Source organism: Roseibium limicola (assembly GCF_017313085.1).
In the GTDB taxonomy this organism is placed as follows: Bacteria; Pseudomonadota; Alphaproteobacteria; order Rhizobiales; family Stappiaceae; genus Roseibium; species Roseibium limicola.
The window spans coordinates 190,950-207,368 of record NZ_JAFLNF010000004.1 but is presented as its reverse complement, the minus strand read 5'-3'; the positions used below and the strand labels follow the sequence as shown (position 1 = coordinate 207,368).

The 16,419-nt window shown below is 58.7% G+C and carries 19 protein-coding genes; 7 read left to right on the top strand and 12 right to left on the bottom strand.

Annotated elements, in window-relative coordinates; all coding sequences use genetic code 11:
• The first annotated feature begins 39 nt into the window (after positions 1–39).
• The 3 genes from yihA (at position 40) to J0X15_RS10820 (ending at position 2,403) form a co-directional block, all read left to right on the top strand.
• The gene (yihA, locus tag J0X15_RS10830; RefSeq protein ID WP_206940557.1) at positions 40–684 is read left to right on the top strand and encodes a ribosome biogenesis GTP-binding protein YihA/YsxC; all 645 of its coding nucleotides are present in this window, start codon (positions 40–42) and stop codon (positions 682–684) included.
• A 91-nt stretch (positions 685–775) separates the two neighbouring features.
• Positions 776–1,663, top strand: coding sequence for an acetylglutamate kinase (gene argB, locus J0X15_RS10825; protein WP_206940555.1), 888 nt, complete (start codon positions 776–778; stop codon positions 1,661–1,663).
• Positions 1,660–2,403, top strand: a complete 744-nt coding sequence (locus J0X15_RS10820; protein WP_206940554.1) for a pyrimidine 5'-nucleotidase — start codon at positions 1,660–1,662, stop codon at positions 2,401–2,403. The genes argB and J0X15_RS10820 overlap by 4 nt, the downstream gene beginning before the upstream one ends.
• Here J0X15_RS10820 and J0X15_RS10815 read toward each other — a convergent pair.
• Positions 2,374–3,033: a DUF998 domain-containing protein gene (locus tag J0X15_RS10815; RefSeq protein ID WP_206940553.1), complete on the bottom strand. Its 660-nt coding sequence runs from the start codon at positions 3,031–3,033 to the stop codon at positions 2,374–2,376. The two genes, J0X15_RS10820 and J0X15_RS10815, sit on opposite strands and share 30 nt — an antisense overlap.
• Positions 3,034–3,188: 155 nt before the next feature.
• Here J0X15_RS10815 and J0X15_RS10810 point away from each other — a divergent pair, with 155 nt between their 5' ends.
• The gene (locus J0X15_RS10810; protein ID WP_206940552.1) at positions 3,189–4,061 is read left to right on the top strand and encodes a LysR substrate-binding domain-containing protein; all 873 of its coding nucleotides are present in this window, start codon (positions 3,189–3,191) and stop codon (positions 4,059–4,061) included.
• A 4-nt stretch (positions 4,062–4,065) separates the two neighbouring features.
• Here J0X15_RS10810 and J0X15_RS10805 read toward each other — a convergent pair whose 3' ends face one another.
• On the bottom strand, positions 4,066–4,983 hold the full coding sequence (locus J0X15_RS10805; RefSeq protein WP_206940551.1) for a DMT family transporter: 918 nt from the start codon (positions 4,981–4,983) through the stop codon (positions 4,066–4,068).
• A gap of 220 nt (positions 4,984–5,203) precedes the next feature.
• On the opposite strand from J0X15_RS10805, the gene dapD reads away from it, so the two are divergent.
• Positions 5,204–6,052 carry a 2,3,4,5-tetrahydropyridine-2,6-dicarboxylate N-succinyltransferase gene (dapD, locus tag J0X15_RS10800; RefSeq protein ID WP_408015339.1) on the top strand — a complete coding sequence of 283 codons (849 nt, stop codon included), beginning with the start codon at positions 5,204–5,206 and terminating at the stop codon, positions 6,050–6,052.
• 81 nt (positions 6,053–6,133) lie between these two features.
• Here dapD and J0X15_RS10795 read toward each other — a convergent pair whose 3' ends face one another.
• From J0X15_RS10795 to def, 7 genes are all read right to left on the bottom strand, one after another.
• Positions 6,134–6,727: a hypothetical protein gene (locus tag J0X15_RS10795; protein ID WP_209015251.1), complete on the bottom strand. Its 594-nt coding sequence runs from the start codon at positions 6,725–6,727 to the stop codon at positions 6,134–6,136.
• A gap of 5 nt (positions 6,728–6,732) precedes the next feature.
• Complete coding sequence (gene dapE, locus J0X15_RS10790; protein ID WP_206940550.1) at positions 6,733–7,914, bottom strand: succinyl-diaminopimelate desuccinylase; 1,182 nt, start codon at positions 7,912–7,914, stop codon at positions 6,733–6,735.
• Positions 7,915–7,984: 70 nt separating this feature from the next.
• Complete coding sequence (locus J0X15_RS10785; RefSeq protein ID WP_206940549.1) at positions 7,985–8,413, bottom strand: DUF805 domain-containing protein; 429 nt, start codon at positions 8,411–8,413, stop codon at positions 7,985–7,987.
• Between the two features lie 173 nt (positions 8,414–8,586).
• Positions 8,587–9,393, bottom strand: a complete 807-nt coding sequence (gene truA / locus J0X15_RS10780) for a tRNA pseudouridine(38-40) synthase TruA (RefSeq protein ID WP_206940547.1) — start codon at positions 9,391–9,393, stop codon at positions 8,587–8,589.
• A gap of 8 nt (positions 9,394–9,401) precedes the next feature.
• A complete protein-coding gene (locus J0X15_RS10775) occupies positions 9,402–9,941 on the bottom strand; it encodes a GNAT family N-acetyltransferase (RefSeq protein ID WP_206940545.1) in 540 nt (179 codons plus the stop codon).
• 45 nt (positions 9,942–9,986) lie between these two features.
• A complete protein-coding gene (gene fmt / locus J0X15_RS10770; protein WP_206940543.1) occupies positions 9,987–10,937 on the bottom strand; it encodes a methionyl-tRNA formyltransferase in 951 nt (316 codons plus the stop codon).
• Between the two features lie 43 nt (positions 10,938–10,980).
• On the bottom strand, positions 10,981–11,499 hold the full coding sequence (def, locus tag J0X15_RS10765; RefSeq protein ID WP_206940541.1) for a peptide deformylase: 519 nt from the start codon (positions 11,497–11,499) through the stop codon (positions 10,981–10,983).
• A gap of 301 nt (positions 11,500–11,800) precedes the next feature.
• On the opposite strand from def, the gene J0X15_RS10760 reads away from it, so the two are divergent.
• Together J0X15_RS10760 and J0X15_RS10755 are read left to right on the top strand one after the other, a co-directional pair.
• Positions 11,801–13,003 carry a DNA recombination protein RmuC gene (locus tag J0X15_RS10760; protein ID WP_408015338.1) on the top strand — a complete coding sequence of 401 codons (1,203 nt, stop codon included), beginning with the start codon at positions 11,801–11,803 and terminating at the stop codon, positions 13,001–13,003.
• Positions 13,004–13,050: 47 nt separating this feature from the next.
• Positions 13,051–13,620, top strand: a complete 570-nt coding sequence (locus J0X15_RS10755) for a hypothetical protein (RefSeq protein ID WP_206940539.1) — start codon at positions 13,051–13,053, stop codon at positions 13,618–13,620.
• Here J0X15_RS10755 and J0X15_RS10750 read toward each other — a convergent pair.
• The 3 genes from J0X15_RS10750 to J0X15_RS10740 all read right to left on the bottom strand — a co-directional run bounded on the left by J0X15_RS10750 (position 13,617) and on the right by J0X15_RS10740 (position 16,343).
• Entirely contained in the window at positions 13,617–14,480 is an 864-nt protein-coding gene (locus J0X15_RS10750; RefSeq protein ID WP_206940537.1) for a C40 family peptidase, read from the bottom strand. The two genes, J0X15_RS10755 and J0X15_RS10750, sit on opposite strands and share 4 nt — an antisense overlap.
• A gap of 48 nt (positions 14,481–14,528) precedes the next feature.
• Positions 14,529–14,879, bottom strand: coding sequence for a MarR family transcriptional regulator (locus tag J0X15_RS10745; RefSeq protein ID WP_206940535.1), 351 nt, complete (start codon positions 14,877–14,879; stop codon positions 14,529–14,531).
• Positions 14,880–14,954: 75 nt separating this feature from the next.
• Complete coding sequence (locus tag J0X15_RS10740) at positions 14,955–16,343, bottom strand: leucyl aminopeptidase family protein (RefSeq protein WP_206940533.1); 1,389 nt, start codon at positions 16,341–16,343, stop codon at positions 14,955–14,957.
• Positions 16,344–16,419 lie beyond the last annotated feature (76 nt).

Sequence of the window (16,419 nt, the reverse complement as noted above, 5' to 3'; positions counted from 1 at the left end):
TACTCGACGTGACCTCCGGAGATCGCTAGAAGAGCGCTCATGAGCGACGAAGACGAATTTTACACAAAAGACCTGCTGAACGATGGCCGCCTGATGTTCGCAAAACGCTGGGATTTCATCACCAGCGTGACGGACATGGCGCAACTGCCAGAAATCGGCAACACCGAGATCGCCTTTGCTGGCCGATCCAACGTGGGAAAGTCCAGCCTGATCAACGCCTTGACTGGGCGTCATGGGCTGGCACGGACCTCGTCCACGCCCGGCCGGACGCAGATGCTGAACTTCTTCGGCAACGAAGAAACACCTCTGACCATCGTTGATATGCCAGGCTACGGTTATGCCCAGGCACCGAAAGACATGGTCGATGCCTGGACACGGCTGGTGTTCTCCTATCTGCGCGGACGGCCCACCCTGCGGCGTATTTTCGTGCTGATCGACAGCCGTCATGGCATCAAGCCGAACGATAGTGAAGCGATGAGCCTGCTCGACAAGGCAGCGGTGAGCTACCAGATCGTTCTGACCAAGTCGGATAAGATCAAGCCGCCTCAGCTGAAACGCCTTGAAGAGGAAACCCTGACCCTGCTGTCCAAGCGCGTCGCCGCTTTCCCAAGGCTCATCGCAACATCCTCGGAGAAGAACCAGGGACTGGACCTGCTCAAGGCCGAGATTGCCAGCATCGTCTGACACCATTTTCCCGTCATCGGATTGAGAAGACGCGCGAAATCCGCTATCAAATCAGTCCTGCATTTTTAGCGACTTGAGACCAAGACCTCCCATGACCACACCGGACCAGCCCAGCCGCGCTCACATCATCGCCCAGGCCCTGCCCTACATGCAGCGCTATGACGGACGCACCGTGGTGGTAAAATACGGCGGTCATGCCATGGGAGATGCCAGCCTCTCCAGTGCCTTTGCACGCGACATCACACTGTTGCGCCAGTCCGGCGTGCATCCGGTTGTCGTTCATGGCGGCGGTCCACAAATTGGCAAAATGCTGACACGTCTTGGCATCGTCAGCGAATTCCGTGGCGGTTTGCGCGTCACCGACAAGGCGACCGTCGAAGTGGTGGAGATGGTTCTTGCCGGTTCCATCAACAAGGAGATCGTCCAGTCGATCAATGCCCAGGGCGGCCGTGCTGTCGGCCTATGCGGCAAGGACGGCAACATGGTGACCGCGGAAAAACTGCGCCGGACGACCGTTGACCCGGATTCCAACATCGAGCAGGTCATCGACTTGGGGTTTGTCGGCGAACCCGCTGACGTAAACCCGACTGTCCTGAAGCTCGTGTTGAAGGAAGACCTGATCCCTGTCGTTGCGCCCGTCGCACCTGGCGCTGACGGCGAGACCTACAACATCAATGCTGACACGTTCGCAGGCGCCATCGCAGGCGCGCTGAATGCAAAACGCTTGTTGTTTCTCACGGATGTTCCAGGCGTACTCGACAGGGACGGAAATCTGATCAAGCAGCTGACTGTCGCCCGTGCGCGCGAACTCATCGCCGATGGAACGATCAATGGCGGAATGATCCCGAAAGTCGAAACCTGCATCGAAGCACTCGATCAGGGCGTCGAAGGCGTTGTCATCCTCAACGGCAAAGTGTCCCATGCGGTCTTGCTGGAACTCTTCACCGACGGTGGTGCCGGAACGTTGATCCGCCCGTGACCGAGCAAGACAAGCCAAGCGGCGAAGGTCAGCACGCGCACCGCCAGGACCTGCGGGTCTTCAAAGGTGTCGAAGCCTGGGTCTTTGATCTCGACAACACGCTTTACCCATCCGGGTCGGATCTGTTTCCCCAGATCAACGAACGCATTGCCTCCTTCGTGTCCGATCTTCTGAAGATTGCGCCTGAGGACGCCATGACCCAGCAGAAGGCCTACTACCACAAGTATGGCACAACCCTGCGCGGGCTGATGAGCGAGCATGAAGTCGATCCCGACTCTTACCTGAGCTATGTCCACGACATCGATTATTCGAACGTGCAGCAGAATCCGGATCTGGCGCAAGCCATAGCGGAGCTGCCGGGAAAGAAATACATCTTCACCAATGGCGACCGTCCGCACGCGGAGCGAACCGCTGCGGCGCTTGGCATCAGCAACCACTTTGAAGATATCTTCGACATCGTCGCAGCCGGTCTTCTGCCGAAACCAAACCGTGAAGCTTACGACAAGTTTCTGAAACTCACCGGTGTCTCGCCGGTCCGCGCCGCAATGTTTGAAGACTTGCAGAAAAACCTGACCGTGCCGCACAAGCTTGGCATGCGGTCAGTGCTGATTGTCCCGCCCGGAGCCCGTGAGGTCTTTAAAGGTGACTTGGACCTGGAGAAAGACAGCGCACCGGAAGTTGACTTCATCACGGACGACCTGGCCGGCTTCTTAAAAGCCGTGGTGGGCAGTCTCAGATGATCCGGAGGCCTGGCGCAGCGATGCGGCGCGCCATCCCAGAACCGCTGTTTGCACATAAATGATCGCCTCCAGAAGGCGCTGTGTCAGGCCTTGAAGGTCTGTGACGCTGAGCATTGTCAGAAAAAGACCAAAACCACAGACCGACGCCAGCAGGCCCATGAGCCGAAGGCTTCCTGCACCCGGAAGCGACAAACACAGCAGGAGCAGGCCAATCAAGGCCAACGGATAAGCCAGGGTTCCGATGACCATATGTGTCCTATGAGAGGCGGAAGCACCGCTCACCCCGGCATGACAGCCCGCATCACATGGCAGGAAGGCGGCGGCCATTAAGAGACAGGCATAGAGCGTCAGGAGGGCCAAACCGGTCACAATGGCAGCGCTTGCTTTCGGAAGGGCTGCCCACAGCACGACCAGAAAAACCAACATGGCAGCCTCTGCTGGACCGAAAACAGCATAGTTGGCCCAGTCCGCAAACGGGGCGCCTTGCGCTCCAAGCACGCTCATGAACTGGCTGACATGGGAGTAATCCGGCGTGAGGCCTGCAATCACAACAACGCCGGCAGAGAGCCAAAGACCGCTCAGGCCCGGTAGAAGCCTCAGTGCCGATGACCGGAAATCGATCTGATCCAATCCTGTTACTCCATCATCACATGAGCGGCATCTGGGCACAGGCCCTTGATAGATCAAGACAGTCGATGAGACCACCCCACGCTGAATTATGGGTCTGGCGCCGATAGCCGGGTCTTGGTATATTGAGCAAATCTCAAACGTTTCATGAGTCTTCAATGGCGTCCTTGCGCGCTCTTCACGCCTTTGCACTTCTTGCCCGGCATGGCCGCGCCTCTCAGGCTGCCGAGCTTCTCGGCGTCTCCCCCTCTGCGCTTTCGCACCTGATGCGCAAGCTGGAAAGCGAATTGGGAGCCACGCTGGTGTTGCGCGACGGGCGAGGCCTGAGCCTGACCGAAGAAGGTCAGCGGCTGGCGCTTGGCATTGGCGACGCGTTTGAACGTATTGATGAGGCCGTCGACAGCTTCAAGCGGCGTGGTCGGACCGAGCTGCGCATCTCTACCGTCTCGACATTCGCCACCCGCTGGCTCATCCCCCGCCTGCCAAAATTCCAGGCATTGCAGCCTGATGTGGAAATTCTTCTCTCCACCTCTACCCGGGTGGTTGATCTCGAACGCGAGAACTTCGACTGCGCCATCCGCCTGGGCAAAGGGCACTGGCCATCTGTCGAAGGGGAGCTGCTGTGGCAGGAACATCTCGCAGTGGCCCTGTCGCCCGGCCTTCTGGATCCCGCGACACCTCTGACCCAAGAGACACTCTCAGGCTTACGACTGTTGCACAGCGCTGCGCGGCGCAATGACTGGCCGTCCTGGCTGGCCCATGTCGGCCTGATCCATCCCGAAACCGTCTCCGGCACGCTTGTTGAAACGCGTGACCTGGCCATTCAGGCAGCCATTGCCGGAATGGGCGCGATTGTTATCGACCGCAGGTTCGTTGCCGCTGAAGTTGCTGCTGGACATCTGGTCTTGCCCGATTGGCCGGCACAGGACCTCGACACGGGCTACTGGTTCGTCCGCTCGCCGCTTCGCCCGCAATCGCGACCGGTCAGCGCCTTCAAGGCGTGGCTGCTGGAAGCCGCACACGCAGAGTGAGGCGCTAACCCAGGATGGAAATGACCACCACACTCGCCAGGATCATCGAGCACCCAAGCACATCCCTCCCCGTGATTTTCTCCCGGAACACCAGCAATGAGACAGCGAAGGTAAACAGCAGCTCTACTTGCCCCAGCGCGCGAACATAGGCCACCTGCTGCAGGGTCATTGCCGTGAACCATCCGGCCGACCCGCTGACCCCGGCCAGACCGACCAGTGTGGACAAGCGCCAATGGGTGAGTGTCGCCCTGAGCTGGTCCATGCGACGCCATGCCAGCCAGCTGCCCATCACAACCGTTTGAAACGCCGTGACACAGGCCAGCGCGATGGCGGCCTGCATCAGAAACCCGGTGCCTTCCAGCGCCAGACAGGCCAGCCGGTACAACGCCGCTGAAGCGCCGAACAGCGCAGCGGACCCCAGGCCGTAGGCTGCCGGGCGAAGAGCATTTCGCCAGCCGAATGGCTGACCGGACGTGCCGGCTTTCTCGGACGACTTGCCCGTACTGATCAGAATGACCCCAGCAACGCCAGCGACTATCGCACCAAGAAGAACCGCTGTAAGTTTTTCGCCGAGTAACAGAAATCCAAACAGAGCGGCCTGAACCGGCTCGGTCTTGGAATAGGCGGTACCGACCGCGAAGTTGCGCATGGAAAACAACTTGATCAGCAGGAATGTCGCGGCAATTTGAGCCAGGCCGCCGCAGATAGCAGCCGGATAAAAGATCGGCGTTACCTCTGGCCAAGGGCTGTCCGTCATCCACCGCAGACCAACGACGTACAGACAGGCAAAGGGAAACCCGAAGCCAAAGCGCACGAAGGTTGCAACAGCTGGTCCGAAATCACCCGCCAGATGCTTTTGCAGCGCAGATCGCAGGTTCTGGCAGAACGCGGCGAACACCGTGGTCGGGATCCATATCTCCACTTGAGCATTCCTCAGCTTGAATCAAATCATGATGGGTAATGAAGCTGCAGCAAAGCATATAAACCGTCAGAAAACCGGGATCCAAAATTCAAGCATACTTGAGGTTTTTATCGGACTCACGCTCCCTAAGGTCCCGGCTCTTGCTTGACAGATGGTCGCCGTGCGGCTTAGGTCCGCGCGACTGAATTTGAAACCTCCGAAACTTGGGCAAGGCACTCTGATGACCATCAACATTGCCGGTCTGGAAAAGACCATCGACGCTGCTTTCGAGGACCGCTCCAACATTGACACGCACACCACCGGTGACGTGCGCAAGGCTGTCGAAGCGACCCTCAATCTTCTCGACCGCGGTGAACTCCGCGTTGCTGAAAAGAAAGAAGGCGAGTGGGTCGTCAATCAGTGGGCGAAAAAAGCAGTTCTGCTGTCGTTCCGTCTGAATGCAATGGAAGTCATCAAGGGCGGTCCTGGCGATGCAACCTGGTGGGACAAGGTTCCCTCGAAGTTCGACGGCTGGAGCGGCGTGAACTTTGAAGAGGCCGGTTTCCGGGCTGTTCCGAACTGCACCGTGCGGCGCTCTGCCTTTATCGGCAAGGGCGTGGTTCTAATGCCGTCCTTTGTCAACCTTGGCGCCTATGTCGACGAAGGCACGATGGTCGACACATGGGCCACAGTCGGCTCCTGTGCGCAGATCGGCAAGAACGTCCACTTGTCCGGCGGCGTCGGCATCGGCGGCGTTCTGGAGCCCCTGCAGGCCGGCCCAGTGATCATCGAAGACAATTGCTTCATCGGTGCGCGTTCCGAGGTTGTCGAAGGCGTGATCGTGCGCGAAGGTGCCGTTCTCTCGATGGGCGTCTTCATCGGCGCGTCGACCAAGATCATCGACCGGAACACTGGCGAGATCTTCATCGGCGAAGTTCCCGCCTACTCCGTCGTGGTTCCGGGCAACATGCCGGGCAAGCCGCTGCCGGATGGCACTCCGGGCCCGAGCCTCTACTGCGCCGTCATCGTCAAGCGCGTCGATGCCCAGACCCGCTCCAAAACAGCAATTAACGAACTGCTGCGCGACTAAGCCTGGCAGGCCTCAAAAGTTAAAGACATGCAAAAGCCGCTCCCAAATGGAGCGGCTTTTTTGCATCCAAATTCACTGCATTCAAATGCCCCAGAAACGACCGACAAGCTCTCCGACGAGCAGGGAGAGCAGCACATCCAGAATCACCACGCCGAACGCAAGGCTGATGTTTGCCTGAAGCACCAGACGGGCAATGCGGAAGTGGTACCAGAGGATGACCACGAACGTGGACAGGGACATCAAGACCATCAGACCTGAGGATACGGCCCCCATCAGGTAAAGCGCGGCAATCACCGTGTGGGGAAAGGTGCCCAGCAGGCTCGCCCAGTTGCGGACCACGATGTAGGGGATAAAAGTCCGACTGATGCCAAGCACGCCGGACAGAAGTGCCAGGAGAATGGGCATCGTCACCCAGTCGAGGGCGTAGCCGGTGAATTGCGATTGCCAGAAGAAGCTCGCTGCCAATTCCTCCGGCGAGACACTGCCTTCCTCAGCAATCAGCTTCTGGCCAGCCAGTCCGTTGAGGATCAGAAACGGCAGCAACAGGATCACGACCTGGAACGACCTCCAGAAGCCCTCAATTGAGGTGTCGAAGTAGCGCTCCCCCTCAGGCCTGTTGCCAAACAGCAGCCAGCAGCCCTTGAGTGCGTGTCTGATCTCCGCCGCGCTGATCATCCCCCTCAGCCTTTTGGCTTGCTGGCGAAGTAGCTTTCAAGGAAGCGACCATAAATGGCAGCCAATTCGTCCAGATCCTTGACCGGCGTGCACTCGTCGATCTTGTGCATGGTCTGACCGACCAGACCGAACTCCACCACCGGGCAATAGTTCTTGATAAAACGCGCATCGGATGTTCCGCCGCCGGTCGACAGCTCCGGGCAGCGTCCTGTCTCCGCCTCGACGGCCTCGCTCAGCGCCTTGATCAGCACTTCATCGCGTGTAAGGAAGGAATCGCTGCCATCCCGGCGAAAGGCGATATCCCACTTCAGGTCTTCGGTCGCAGCACTGCCCAGAATTTCCTGGATCTTCAGCTTCAGACTGTCGAGAGACCATTCGTCGTTAAAACGCACGTTGAAGCGTGCTTCGGCGCGCGCCGGAATGACATTAAAGGCCGTGTTGCCGACGTCGAAGGTGACGATTTCCAGATTTGTCGGCTGAAAGCGGTCATTCCCGTCGTCGAAGATAACCGCGTCCAGAGCCGTCATCAGCTTCATCAGACCCGGAATGGGGTTGTCTGCCAGATGCGGATAGGCTGCGTGCCCTTGCGTGCCTTTCACCGTAACAATACCCGACAAGGAACCACGGCGCCCAACCTTGATGGCGTCGCCCAGCTGGTCCGGATTTGTCGGCTCGCCAACGATGCAGGCATCAAACTTGTAGCCCTGTTCATCCGCCCATTGCAGCAGTTTGGAGGTGCCGTTGACCGCCGGGCCTTCCTCGTCGCCAGTGATCAGGAACGAGATGGTGCCTGTGAAGTCATCACCGTGATTGTCGAGGAATGCCAGGGCAGCGGCTGCGAAGGAGGCTATGCCCCCTTTCATGTCGACCGCGCCACGCCCGAACAGCACCCCTTCGGAAATCTCCCCCTCAAACGGACCATGCTGCCACTCGGTCTCCTGGCCGGCCGGAACCACATCCGTATGCCCTGCGAAGACGAAGTGCGGCGCACCTGAACCGATGGTAGCAAAGAGGTTCTCGACGTCTGGGGTGTCCTCGTCACTGAAGACAGGTCGCTCGACTGTGAAGCCTCTGGCGGTCAAAAGCTTGTCCAGAAACGCCAACGCCCCCCCCTCAACCGGGGTAACAGACGGACAACGGATCAGATCACGGGCGATTTCAACGGCGGCAGAAAGTGTATCGGACATGAGGCCTCAGTCTGGAACAAAGCAGCTTGTCTTCATGCAAAGACCAAGCAGAAAGGGATGCAGTAAGCCCTCAGGACTTCCCGCGAAAGTAGCTATTGGGGAAGGGACCGTAGCGATTTGGTTTGTTCTGGCTGGGAAAAAATCCCAAGCCGATAATCACCACTAAACTGACAACAGGGATAAAGATCAAGATCGCGGCAAGGCCAGGAAAGCCAATATCCTGACAGCGCTTGATCACCAGAGCCAGCGCTGTCCATTGCAACACGAGAAAGAGGATCGGGAACAGAGCGTTCGACGCCATGAAATGGGTAATGTCGAGCGCAACCAGATCCTCGTCCGGCGGCAAGGAATTGAGCCACATGTTCACGGACAGACCAATGACCAGCCATACAAGCAGGAAGCCAAGCCAATATGCTTCACGCGAGACACGGCCAATCGGGCTTACCACAAGCCAAAAAAGACCAGGTGTCGGATTATAAGAGACGCGCTGAACTGACATTGGATCCTGAAATGTGAAATTGCTCACGTGAGACAGGAGGTAGTCGCTCCCCCACGCGGGATCAAGCCCTCTTTACATCACTGTGCGGTCTGGGCGTCGATACTTCAGCACAGGGTGTGTCCCCGCCACAGCCGCTCTGCACCGCGTAAATCCTGCCCAGATCGGCGGGCCGTTCACTCAGGCTGTGTAGCCGCTCTCTTGTGCGCCCATAGCCGCTGTTCTTCCAGATCGGCCTCGATGGAGCGGTAATCGACCTTTGTCAGATACAGGCCATCGGCTGGTGCAACCGGCCCGCAGGCTTTGCGGTCACGCGCCGCCAGCGCCTTGGTAATGTCGCCCACACGCCACTTGCCCTCACCCACCAGCCGCAGCGAACCGACCATCGAACGCACCTGATTGTGCAGGAAAGAGCGGGATGCACATTCGGCTATCAGGAACTCTCCGTCACGGCGCACGCTGAAAGTCTCCAGTGTCTTTTCGGGGCTTTTTGCCTGGCAGCGGGTGTGGCGGAAAGTCGTGAAGTCGTGATGGCCAACAAATTCCTGAGCCGCCTCGTGCATGGCCCCTGCATCAAGCTCCGTCTTGACGTGCCAGGCCAGCCCGAGATCATGGGTCAGCGGTGCCAGACGGTTGTGGATGCGATAACGGTAGGAGCGACGGATGGCGGAAAAGCGCGCATCGAACCCCTCATGCATTTTCTCGACGGCCAAAATCGACACAGGATCTGGCAAGCTGTGATGGCTCAAGGCGCCAAGCACCGTGCGCTCCGGCCAATCCTTGCTCAAGTCGGCATGGGCGACCTGACCGGTCGCGTGTACGCCCGTGTCCGTACGCCCCGCCCCGCCGATGGTGACGTCCTCGCCGGTGAAGGCCTTGATCGCCCGCTCGATGACAGCCTGAACCGAGGGCCCGTTCGCCTGGCGCTGCCAGCCGCAAAACGGCCGGCCATCATATTCCACGGTCAGTTTGTAGCGCGGCATTGCAGAACTTACTCGAACTCTTCAAAGGGTGTTGCGAACGTGACGGTGACCGGTAGATCGCGGGAGCCGGCTTCGCTCAGGGCGCAGGCCATGAAGGCAATTCCGGAATAGGGTCCATGAACCTTCTGCGCCAGTTCGGCATCAAAGCCGAAGCGCGGATAATAGGTCGGGTAGCCAAGCACCACCACCAGGTCTTCGCCCTTTTCGCGCAGAAGCTCCAGAGATCGGGTAATCAGCTTGCCACCGATCCCTTGGTGTTGAAACTCCGGCCAAACAGCCATGGGCGCAAGGCAGGTCACCAAGAGGCCCTGTCCCGGTCCGGAATCCGCCGGTGTCACCCGCGAGAATGCAATATGACCGAGGATACGACCACGCGGTGTCTGCGCCACCATTTCCAGAACCAAAGCGCCGCAATGGCGTAGACGACTGACGAGACGGGCCTCGTTGTCCTGCCCGAAGGCAGCCGTATTCAGTTCACGAATTCCGATTTCATCGGCGGGTGTCGCAGCACGCAACACCAGCTCTTGATGATCGATCTCATCGTTCATCGCTCTCCCCCTGTGCGTGCCGTCCTTCGTTTCAGGACCGATGCCTCAGACCAGCTTGTCGCCGTTCTTCAGCTGCAGCCCACGGAGAAACTCCGCACCGCTGACGGCGGTCTTGCCGGCGCGCTGCAGCTGGGTGCAGCGAACCGCCCCCTCACCACAGGCCACGACAGGCCCATTGCCATCCGAGATTAACAGGGTTCCGGGTTCTGCGCCCGCACCTTGCACATCGGCAACCTGGCTGCGTAGGACTTTTACACGCTCAGTCTTGGTTCCGCGTTGCATTTCGAACCAGGCGCCGGGAAATGGCGAGAGACCACGAATGTGATTGTGAACGGATAGCGCGCTCTGGCTAAAGTCGATCTGCGTTTCAGACTTGGAGAGCTTGGATGCATAGGTGACACCCTCCTCCGCCTGCGGTGTCGCCATCAAGGCGCCACGCGACAGGGCGGCCAACGCGCGAACCATCAGATCGCCTCCCAATCCCGACAGCTGATCATGCAAATCACCTGCAGTCATATTGGCATCGATCGGCATCGTCTCGGCCATGCAGACCGGCCCTGTGTCCAGTCCGGCTTCCATTCGCATCACCTGAATACCGGTTTCCGCGTCGCCTGCCATAATCGCCCGGTTGATCGGCGCAGCACCACGCCAGCGCGGCAACAGAGAAGCATGCAGATTGAGGCACCCCTCGCGCGTCGCATCCAGAACAGCCTGCGGCAACAACAACCCATAGGCCACGACCACGGCCACGTCGGCGTCCAGATCGGTGAACTTCTGCTGCTCTTCCGGGTCCTTCAGACTTGTCGGTGTGAACACAGGGATGCCAAAGGATTCCGCGGCTTCATGCACCGGGGATTTTTTCAGATCCATTCCGCGCCCAGCCGGGCGCGGCGGTTGCGAGTAGCAAGCAACGACTTCGTAGCCCATGCCGACGATTTCCATCAGGGTCGGCACGGAAAACTCCGGCGTCCCCATGAAGATGATGCGTAAATCCATATGGCTTTCCGAAGGTTCGGTGGCACCCGTCGACAAGACGAGCCTAGAGCGTGCCGGCCTGCTTGGCCTGCTTGGTAAACTTCTTCATCACCCGATCGCGCTTGAGCTTCGACAGATAATCAATAAACAGCTGACCGTTCAGATGATCCAGCTCATGCTGAATGCACGTTGCGAGCAAGCCATCCGCCTCGATTTCCTGCGCAACGCCCTCGCGGTCGAGGAAAGTGACCTTGACCTGTGCTGGGCGCTCGACATCTTCATAGAAGTCAGGGATCGAGAGACAACCTTCCTGATAGACGGAAAGCTCTTCGCTTTCCCAGGTGATCTCGGGGTTGATGAAGACCAATGGTTCGTTCGGGTCTTCTTCCTTGGAAACGTCCAGTACGAAAATGCGCTTCAACACACCGATCTGGCTCGCAGCCAGACCGATGCCTGGCGCAGCATACATGGTTTCGAGCATGTCGTCCGCCAGCTGGCGGATGCTGTCGTCAACGGTCGCGATCGGTTCGCACACCTGTCGCAGGACTGGATCGGGAATGGTGATGATGTCGCGTTTTGTCATGCGAACCACATAGGCAAAGCGGCGCTTGGGGTCAACGCGAATTCCTTCAAAACACCGGGCTTAGCCTCAATCTTTGACGGATTTCGACACCATATTCCGGCACAAAGGCCTGCTTGCCGCCTCAAGACACTCAGACAAGTCTTTCGCTTTTCCTTTTGCCAGTCGTGCCGAAGGCTGCTTGCGCAAGACCATTCACTGGTCTTCGCCGCAGCGTCCCAGATCACCAAACTCGTTCGAAGCTTGTTGGGATGTTCGTCTTTGAAACGCGCAAGAGCTGCTGCGCATTCGGCAGAATCGTTCTATGTTTGTTTCCATGAACTCAACTCTGTTTTTTCTTGGCAACCGCGCGATCACCGCCCTTGAGGCAGCTGTCGCTGCAGGCCTCATCCTGCTGGTGTGCCTTCTGCTGCTGCTGATCAGCGCGCGGGCGCAACTTCGCCGGAGTGGCGACGCGGAAATCGCCGCAGGAGAACGGATTGAGGATCTGGAAGGCCACCTGTCGAAAGTCATGCAGTCGCAGGGCGAGATCTCCGGACGCATGCAGACCATGGCGGAGATTTTCGGGTCCCGGCAGTCGGACATGATGCGTGCTGTCAACGAACGCCTTGACGGCATGGGCCAACGACTTGGCAACTCCATGGTCCATACGACCAAGCAAACCCATGAGGGTCTGCGCCAGCTGCATGAACGGCTCGCTGTCATCGATCGGGCACAGCAGACGATCACCGACCTCTCCGGACAGGTGGTCGAACTGCAATCTATTCTGGCCAACAAGCAGACACGCGGCGCATTTGGCCAAGGCCGCATGGAGCTGATCATTCAGGATCAGCTGCCCTCAACCGGTTACAGCTTTCAGGCGACGCTTTCCACCGGCGTGCGACCCGACTGCCTGATCTACATGCCCAATGGTGCCCCTCCGCTGGCCATCGACGCCAAGTTCCCACTCGAAGCCTTTCAGCTGATCCGCAAAGCCGAGACGGAAGAAGGGACACGGGCTGGAAGTGCACAGTTCCGGCGAGACTTCACCAAGCACATTGGCGACATCAAGGACAAGTACCTTATTCCCGGCGAGACCCAGGACACGGCTTTTCTGTTCGTCCCGTCAGAGAGCATTTTCGCCGAACTGCACGAACGCTTCGAAGACCTGATCCAGAAGGCTCACCGGTCGCGTGTTGTCATTGTCTCGCCATCACTTCTGATGCTGTCCATCCAGGTCATTCAGGCCGTCTTGCGGGATGCGAAAATGCGTGAACAGGCGCATCTGATCCAGGCTGAAGTGACCAAGCTTCTGGATGACGTCGGTCGGCTGAATGACCGGGTCGGCAAGTTGCAGACCCACTTCACCCAAGCCAACAGGGATATCGACCAGATCCTCGTTTCGACAGACAAGATCTCCAGGCGCGGCCAGCGTATCGAGGATCTAGAGCTGGGAGAGGCCTCCCGGGAGGTTGAAGCTGATCCTGCCACCTCAGACGAAGAACAGTTCAACCTGACTTCCCCTTGAGGATCTCACATGCCACGATGCCTGCAGATGTTTTACAGGATTAATACATGGCCTTCGTAAGTCAGCGCCAGTGGGGTCTGTGCCAAGCTCTCGCCTTGCTTCTGGTTGTCAGTTGGGCAACCGTTGCGAGCCGCACCGAGGCGGTTGCTCAAGAGTCCTGCAGCAATGTTGCCCAGACGACCTGGCTTGAGGATCTAACCGCGCGCGCTTCCACTTTTGGCGACTGTACCGCGCCTGCGATCACCTTGACGGTCTTCGATCAGGAGACATCCGTGGTCTGGTCGAGCGTTCACATGGCCGCCGACCTGTTCGGCTTTGACATGGCCACTGATTCAACCGGAATGCAGAGCGCTCTGGAGGGATGGCTGTCCGACATGACGCGCAGCGGCGTCTCCGGCGACCTGCCAGCTTGGCCTGAGGGACTGTCTGCCCCGGATTCTGGCGAGTTTCCTTTTTACGTCGAGGACGGGGTTTCGCAAGCTTTGTACAGCGAGATCCGTGCCGAGAACCGGCCGATGGTCTGCTACGTCCAGGGCATGGAGAGCCAACGATGTCTGCTTAGGCATCCGACGACCAAAGCGTTTCAGGTCATCGGCGTCCAAAGCTTTCCGGGCTAAAGCCGACGGCAGACGGTGATTTTGCCGTATTCGTTTGCGGCAATGCGCACGACTGCCGCGTCAAGAGGTTCACTGGCAACTGTCATTGTGTGACCATTGGCGTGCAGAATGCGGTTTTCACCTTGAACAATGGCAACATGGCCTTTCCAGAACACCAGATCACCGCGTTCCAGGGACGCGAGCTGCCAGTCCTCCAGCAGGTCTCCGGCATCAGTGGCCTGCATGTCGCTGTCGCGTAGAACTGCCAGCCCACCCGCCTGAGCAGCCATTTGCACCAGCGCGGAGCAATCCAGCCCCAGGCTGGATCGACCAGCCCATAAATAGGGCGTCCCGAGAAACTCTTCTGCGACCCTCACCCAGTCTGCCTCGACATGATCCAGCGGAACAAGGTGTTTTGCCACCATCGCCGAGCCATCATCCAGCAGGGCATATTCCAGATCGCGTGTCGTCGTTGTTCCGGTCACAGTCACCAAGGAGCCCATGGAGACAAGACCCAGAGGCGGAAACCGCAGATCAGCGGGAGGATAACGATAAGAGCGCAGGGCACGGACCCGGTGGGTCGGCTGAGCCCAGCTCGTCAGACCTTCATCAGACACCCAGCCAACATAGCCATCCGTCCCCAGCTGCCCAAAGGCCCAGCCTTCGACAGTCGTTTCAAAGACGGTGAAGGTTTCGCCAAACAAAGCTTGTGTATCAATGCCGGCTTCCGGGTTTGGCTGCGGGCGCAGATCCAGCATGTCACGGCAGACCCGCATCGGGTTCCCATCAACGAACCGCTGCGCCTGGACGCGGCCCTGGTAGGAGCTGGACGCCAGATCAGGACGGACTGGATGAAGGCGGCGGTCAAAAGCAGAAGTCATGGGGCACCCGAGTTTTTGCAGCGGTTGGCAACTGTTTGGAACGTCCGGTTACCAATGCAGACTGGCCGCCTTTTCCACCACGAGGTCGCCGAGGTTTTCCAGATATTGGGACCCTTCAACCGTACGGGTGATGATAACGTTACGGCGGTCTGCCTCATCGCGTTTTCGCGACAGAAAGCGCATTCCACCAAGTGTGTCCAGCGCCCGGGTGATCGCCGGCTTGGTCACATCAAGCTTTGCTGCAAGGCCGCGCACCGTGTGGGGCGGAGGCTCCAGATAAACGGTCAGCAGGATCGTCAACTGTCGGGCTGACAGGTCCTGCTCACTGTCGCGCACGAGTGTCAGATTGACCTCATGCAGCAATTTCAGCGCCTGACTGGCGCGAATCTCGACCCCCATGGTCCACCACTTCCCACTAAACTTCACTCAAACTGGGGAGCAGTGAACCACGAAACCATTTCGGAGCCGTTATTTTTATGCAGAAAACTGATCGCTGATCATATCGAACAGCGCCCGAATGCCCTGAGCCTCACCGCCTGCGACTTTCCCCGGCTTGCTGCTCGGGGTCCAGCCGTAAATATCGAAATGCGCCCAGCTCTCGGCATTTTCGACGAAACGCGACAAAAACAGCGCGGCTGTGATCGACCCCGCAAAGCCTGTGCCTGACGTGTTGATGTGGCTAATGTCGGCGACCTGACTATCGAGATATTTCATGTAAGGCTGCCACAGAGGCAACCGCCACATCGGATCTTCGCTCGCCTCGGCAAAAATCGAGATGTCTTCAGCCAGATCCTCGTCGTTGGTAAAATACGGCGGCAAATCCGGTCCAAGCGCCACACGGGCTGCACCGGTCAACGTCGCCATATCGATCAACAGTTCCGGGCTTTCCTCATCAGCGAGCGCGAGAGCATCGGCCAGAATGAGCCGCCCCTCTGCGTCCGTGTTGCCGATCTCCACGGTCAGGCCCTTGCGGCTTGGCAAGATATCTCCCGGCCGGAATGCAGACCCGGCAATGGAGTTCTCGACGCAAGGGACGATCACCCGCAGGCGAACGGGCAACTTCGCAGCCATGATCATGCTGGCCAGTCCGAGCACGTTTGCAGCCCCACCCATGTCTTTTTTCATCAGCGACATGGAGCCGCCCGGCTTGATGTTCAGGCCGCCGGTGTCGAAAATCACACCCTTGCCAACGAGTGTGACCTTGGGAGCGTCGTCATCCCCCCAGGTAAAATCCGCCAATCGAGGCGTGTTGTCGCTGGCCCGTCCAACGGCATGAACCAACGGCAGGTTTTCCTTCAGCAGCTCGTCACCGACGACAATGCTGCCGCTACCCCCATGAGCGTTGAAAAGATCCTCGACCTGCGCGGCAAGTTCCGCCGTCCCGAGATCATTGGCAGGGATATTGATCAGATCACGCGCCAGCTGAACACCGTCGAGCACGATCTGCAGGCGTTCGATGTCAACGTGCTCAGGCACGACGAGCCGGGGCTGTTTCCCACTGGCGCCACCCCGATAGCGATTGAAGGCGTAGCTTGAAAGCGCGAAGCCGAGCAGAGCCTGGGCGATAGCCGGGAATGGCTCCTGCATCTCATAGTCGGCTGGCGGCAAGTCATTCGCCAGAGTTCCCAATGCGAAAGGATGGGGCAGATTCTCTGGCAAAGTGCCAAAGAGCACCGCCTGCCCTCCCCCATCGAGGGGAACCATCAAGGACCGGCCCGCCTGCGCGTTGTAACCCTGACGCTCTGCCCAGCCTGTCGCATTCGCCCCCAATTTGGACAGCAGATTGGGCAAGCCCGCTTCGCTTACGGCATAAACGGGGATCGGAGCAGTGGCTTCATGGGCGCTGATCAGTGACTGACGCAAGGGGACCTCCATATCGATTGACTGTGGTTGCGTGCGCGCAAGCGCGGGACCGAATATCCAACACGCAGTAAGGCTT

What these genes read in the sequence shown, in the direction of transcription:
- J0X15_RS10810 (WP_206940552.1), top strand. Translation starts at nt 3,189, where the DNA reads ATGGCGTCCTTGCGCGCTCTTCACGCCTTTGCACTTCTTGCCCGGCAT.
- dapE (WP_206940550.1), bottom strand. Translation starts at nt 7,914, where the DNA reads ATGTCCGATACACTTTCTGCCGCCGTTGAAATCGCCCGTGATCTGATC.
- J0X15_RS10745 (WP_206940535.1), bottom strand. Translation starts at nt 14,879, where the DNA reads ATGGGGGTCGAGATTCGCGCCAGTCAGGCGCTGAAATTGCTGCATGAG.
- dapD (WP_408015339.1), top strand. Translation starts at nt 5,204, where the DNA reads ATGACCATCAACATTGCCGGTCTGGAAAAGACCATCGACGCTGCTTTC.
- argB (WP_206940555.1), top strand. Translation starts at nt 776, where the DNA reads ATGACCACACCGGACCAGCCCAGCCGCGCTCACATCATCGCCCAGGCC.
- J0X15_RS10750 (WP_206940537.1), bottom strand. Translation starts at nt 14,480, where the DNA reads ATGACTTCTGCTTTTGACCGCCGCCTTCATCCAGTCCGTCCTGATCTG.
- def (WP_206940541.1), bottom strand. Translation starts at nt 11,499, where the DNA reads ATGACAAAACGCGACATCATCACCATTCCCGATCCAGTCCTGCGACAG.
- yihA (WP_206940557.1), top strand. Translation starts at nt 40, where the DNA reads ATGAGCGACGAAGACGAATTTTACACAAAAGACCTGCTGAACGATGGC.
- J0X15_RS10760 (WP_408015338.1), top strand. Translation starts at nt 11,801, where the DNA reads ATGTTTGTTTCCATGAACTCAACTCTGTTTTTTCTTGGCAACCGCGCG.
- fmt (WP_206940543.1), bottom strand. Translation starts at nt 10,937, where the DNA reads ATGGATTTACGCATCATCTTCATGGGGACGCCGGAGTTTTCCGTGCCG.
- J0X15_RS10775 (WP_206940545.1), bottom strand. Translation starts at nt 9,941, where the DNA reads ATGAACGATGAGATCGATCATCAAGAGCTGGTGTTGCGTGCTGCGACA.
- truA (WP_206940547.1), bottom strand. Translation starts at nt 9,393, where the DNA reads ATGCCGCGCTACAAACTGACCGTGGAATATGATGGCCGGCCGTTTTGC.
- J0X15_RS10785 (WP_206940549.1), bottom strand. Translation starts at nt 8,413, where the DNA reads ATGTCAGTTCAGCGCGTCTCTTATAATCCGACACCTGGTCTTTTTTGG.
- J0X15_RS10755 (WP_206940539.1), top strand. Translation starts at nt 13,051, where the DNA reads ATGGCCTTCGTAAGTCAGCGCCAGTGGGGTCTGTGCCAAGCTCTCGCC.
- J0X15_RS10795 (WP_209015251.1), bottom strand. Translation starts at nt 6,727, where the DNA reads ATGATCAGCGCGGCGGAGATCAGACACGCACTCAAGGGCTGCTGGCTG.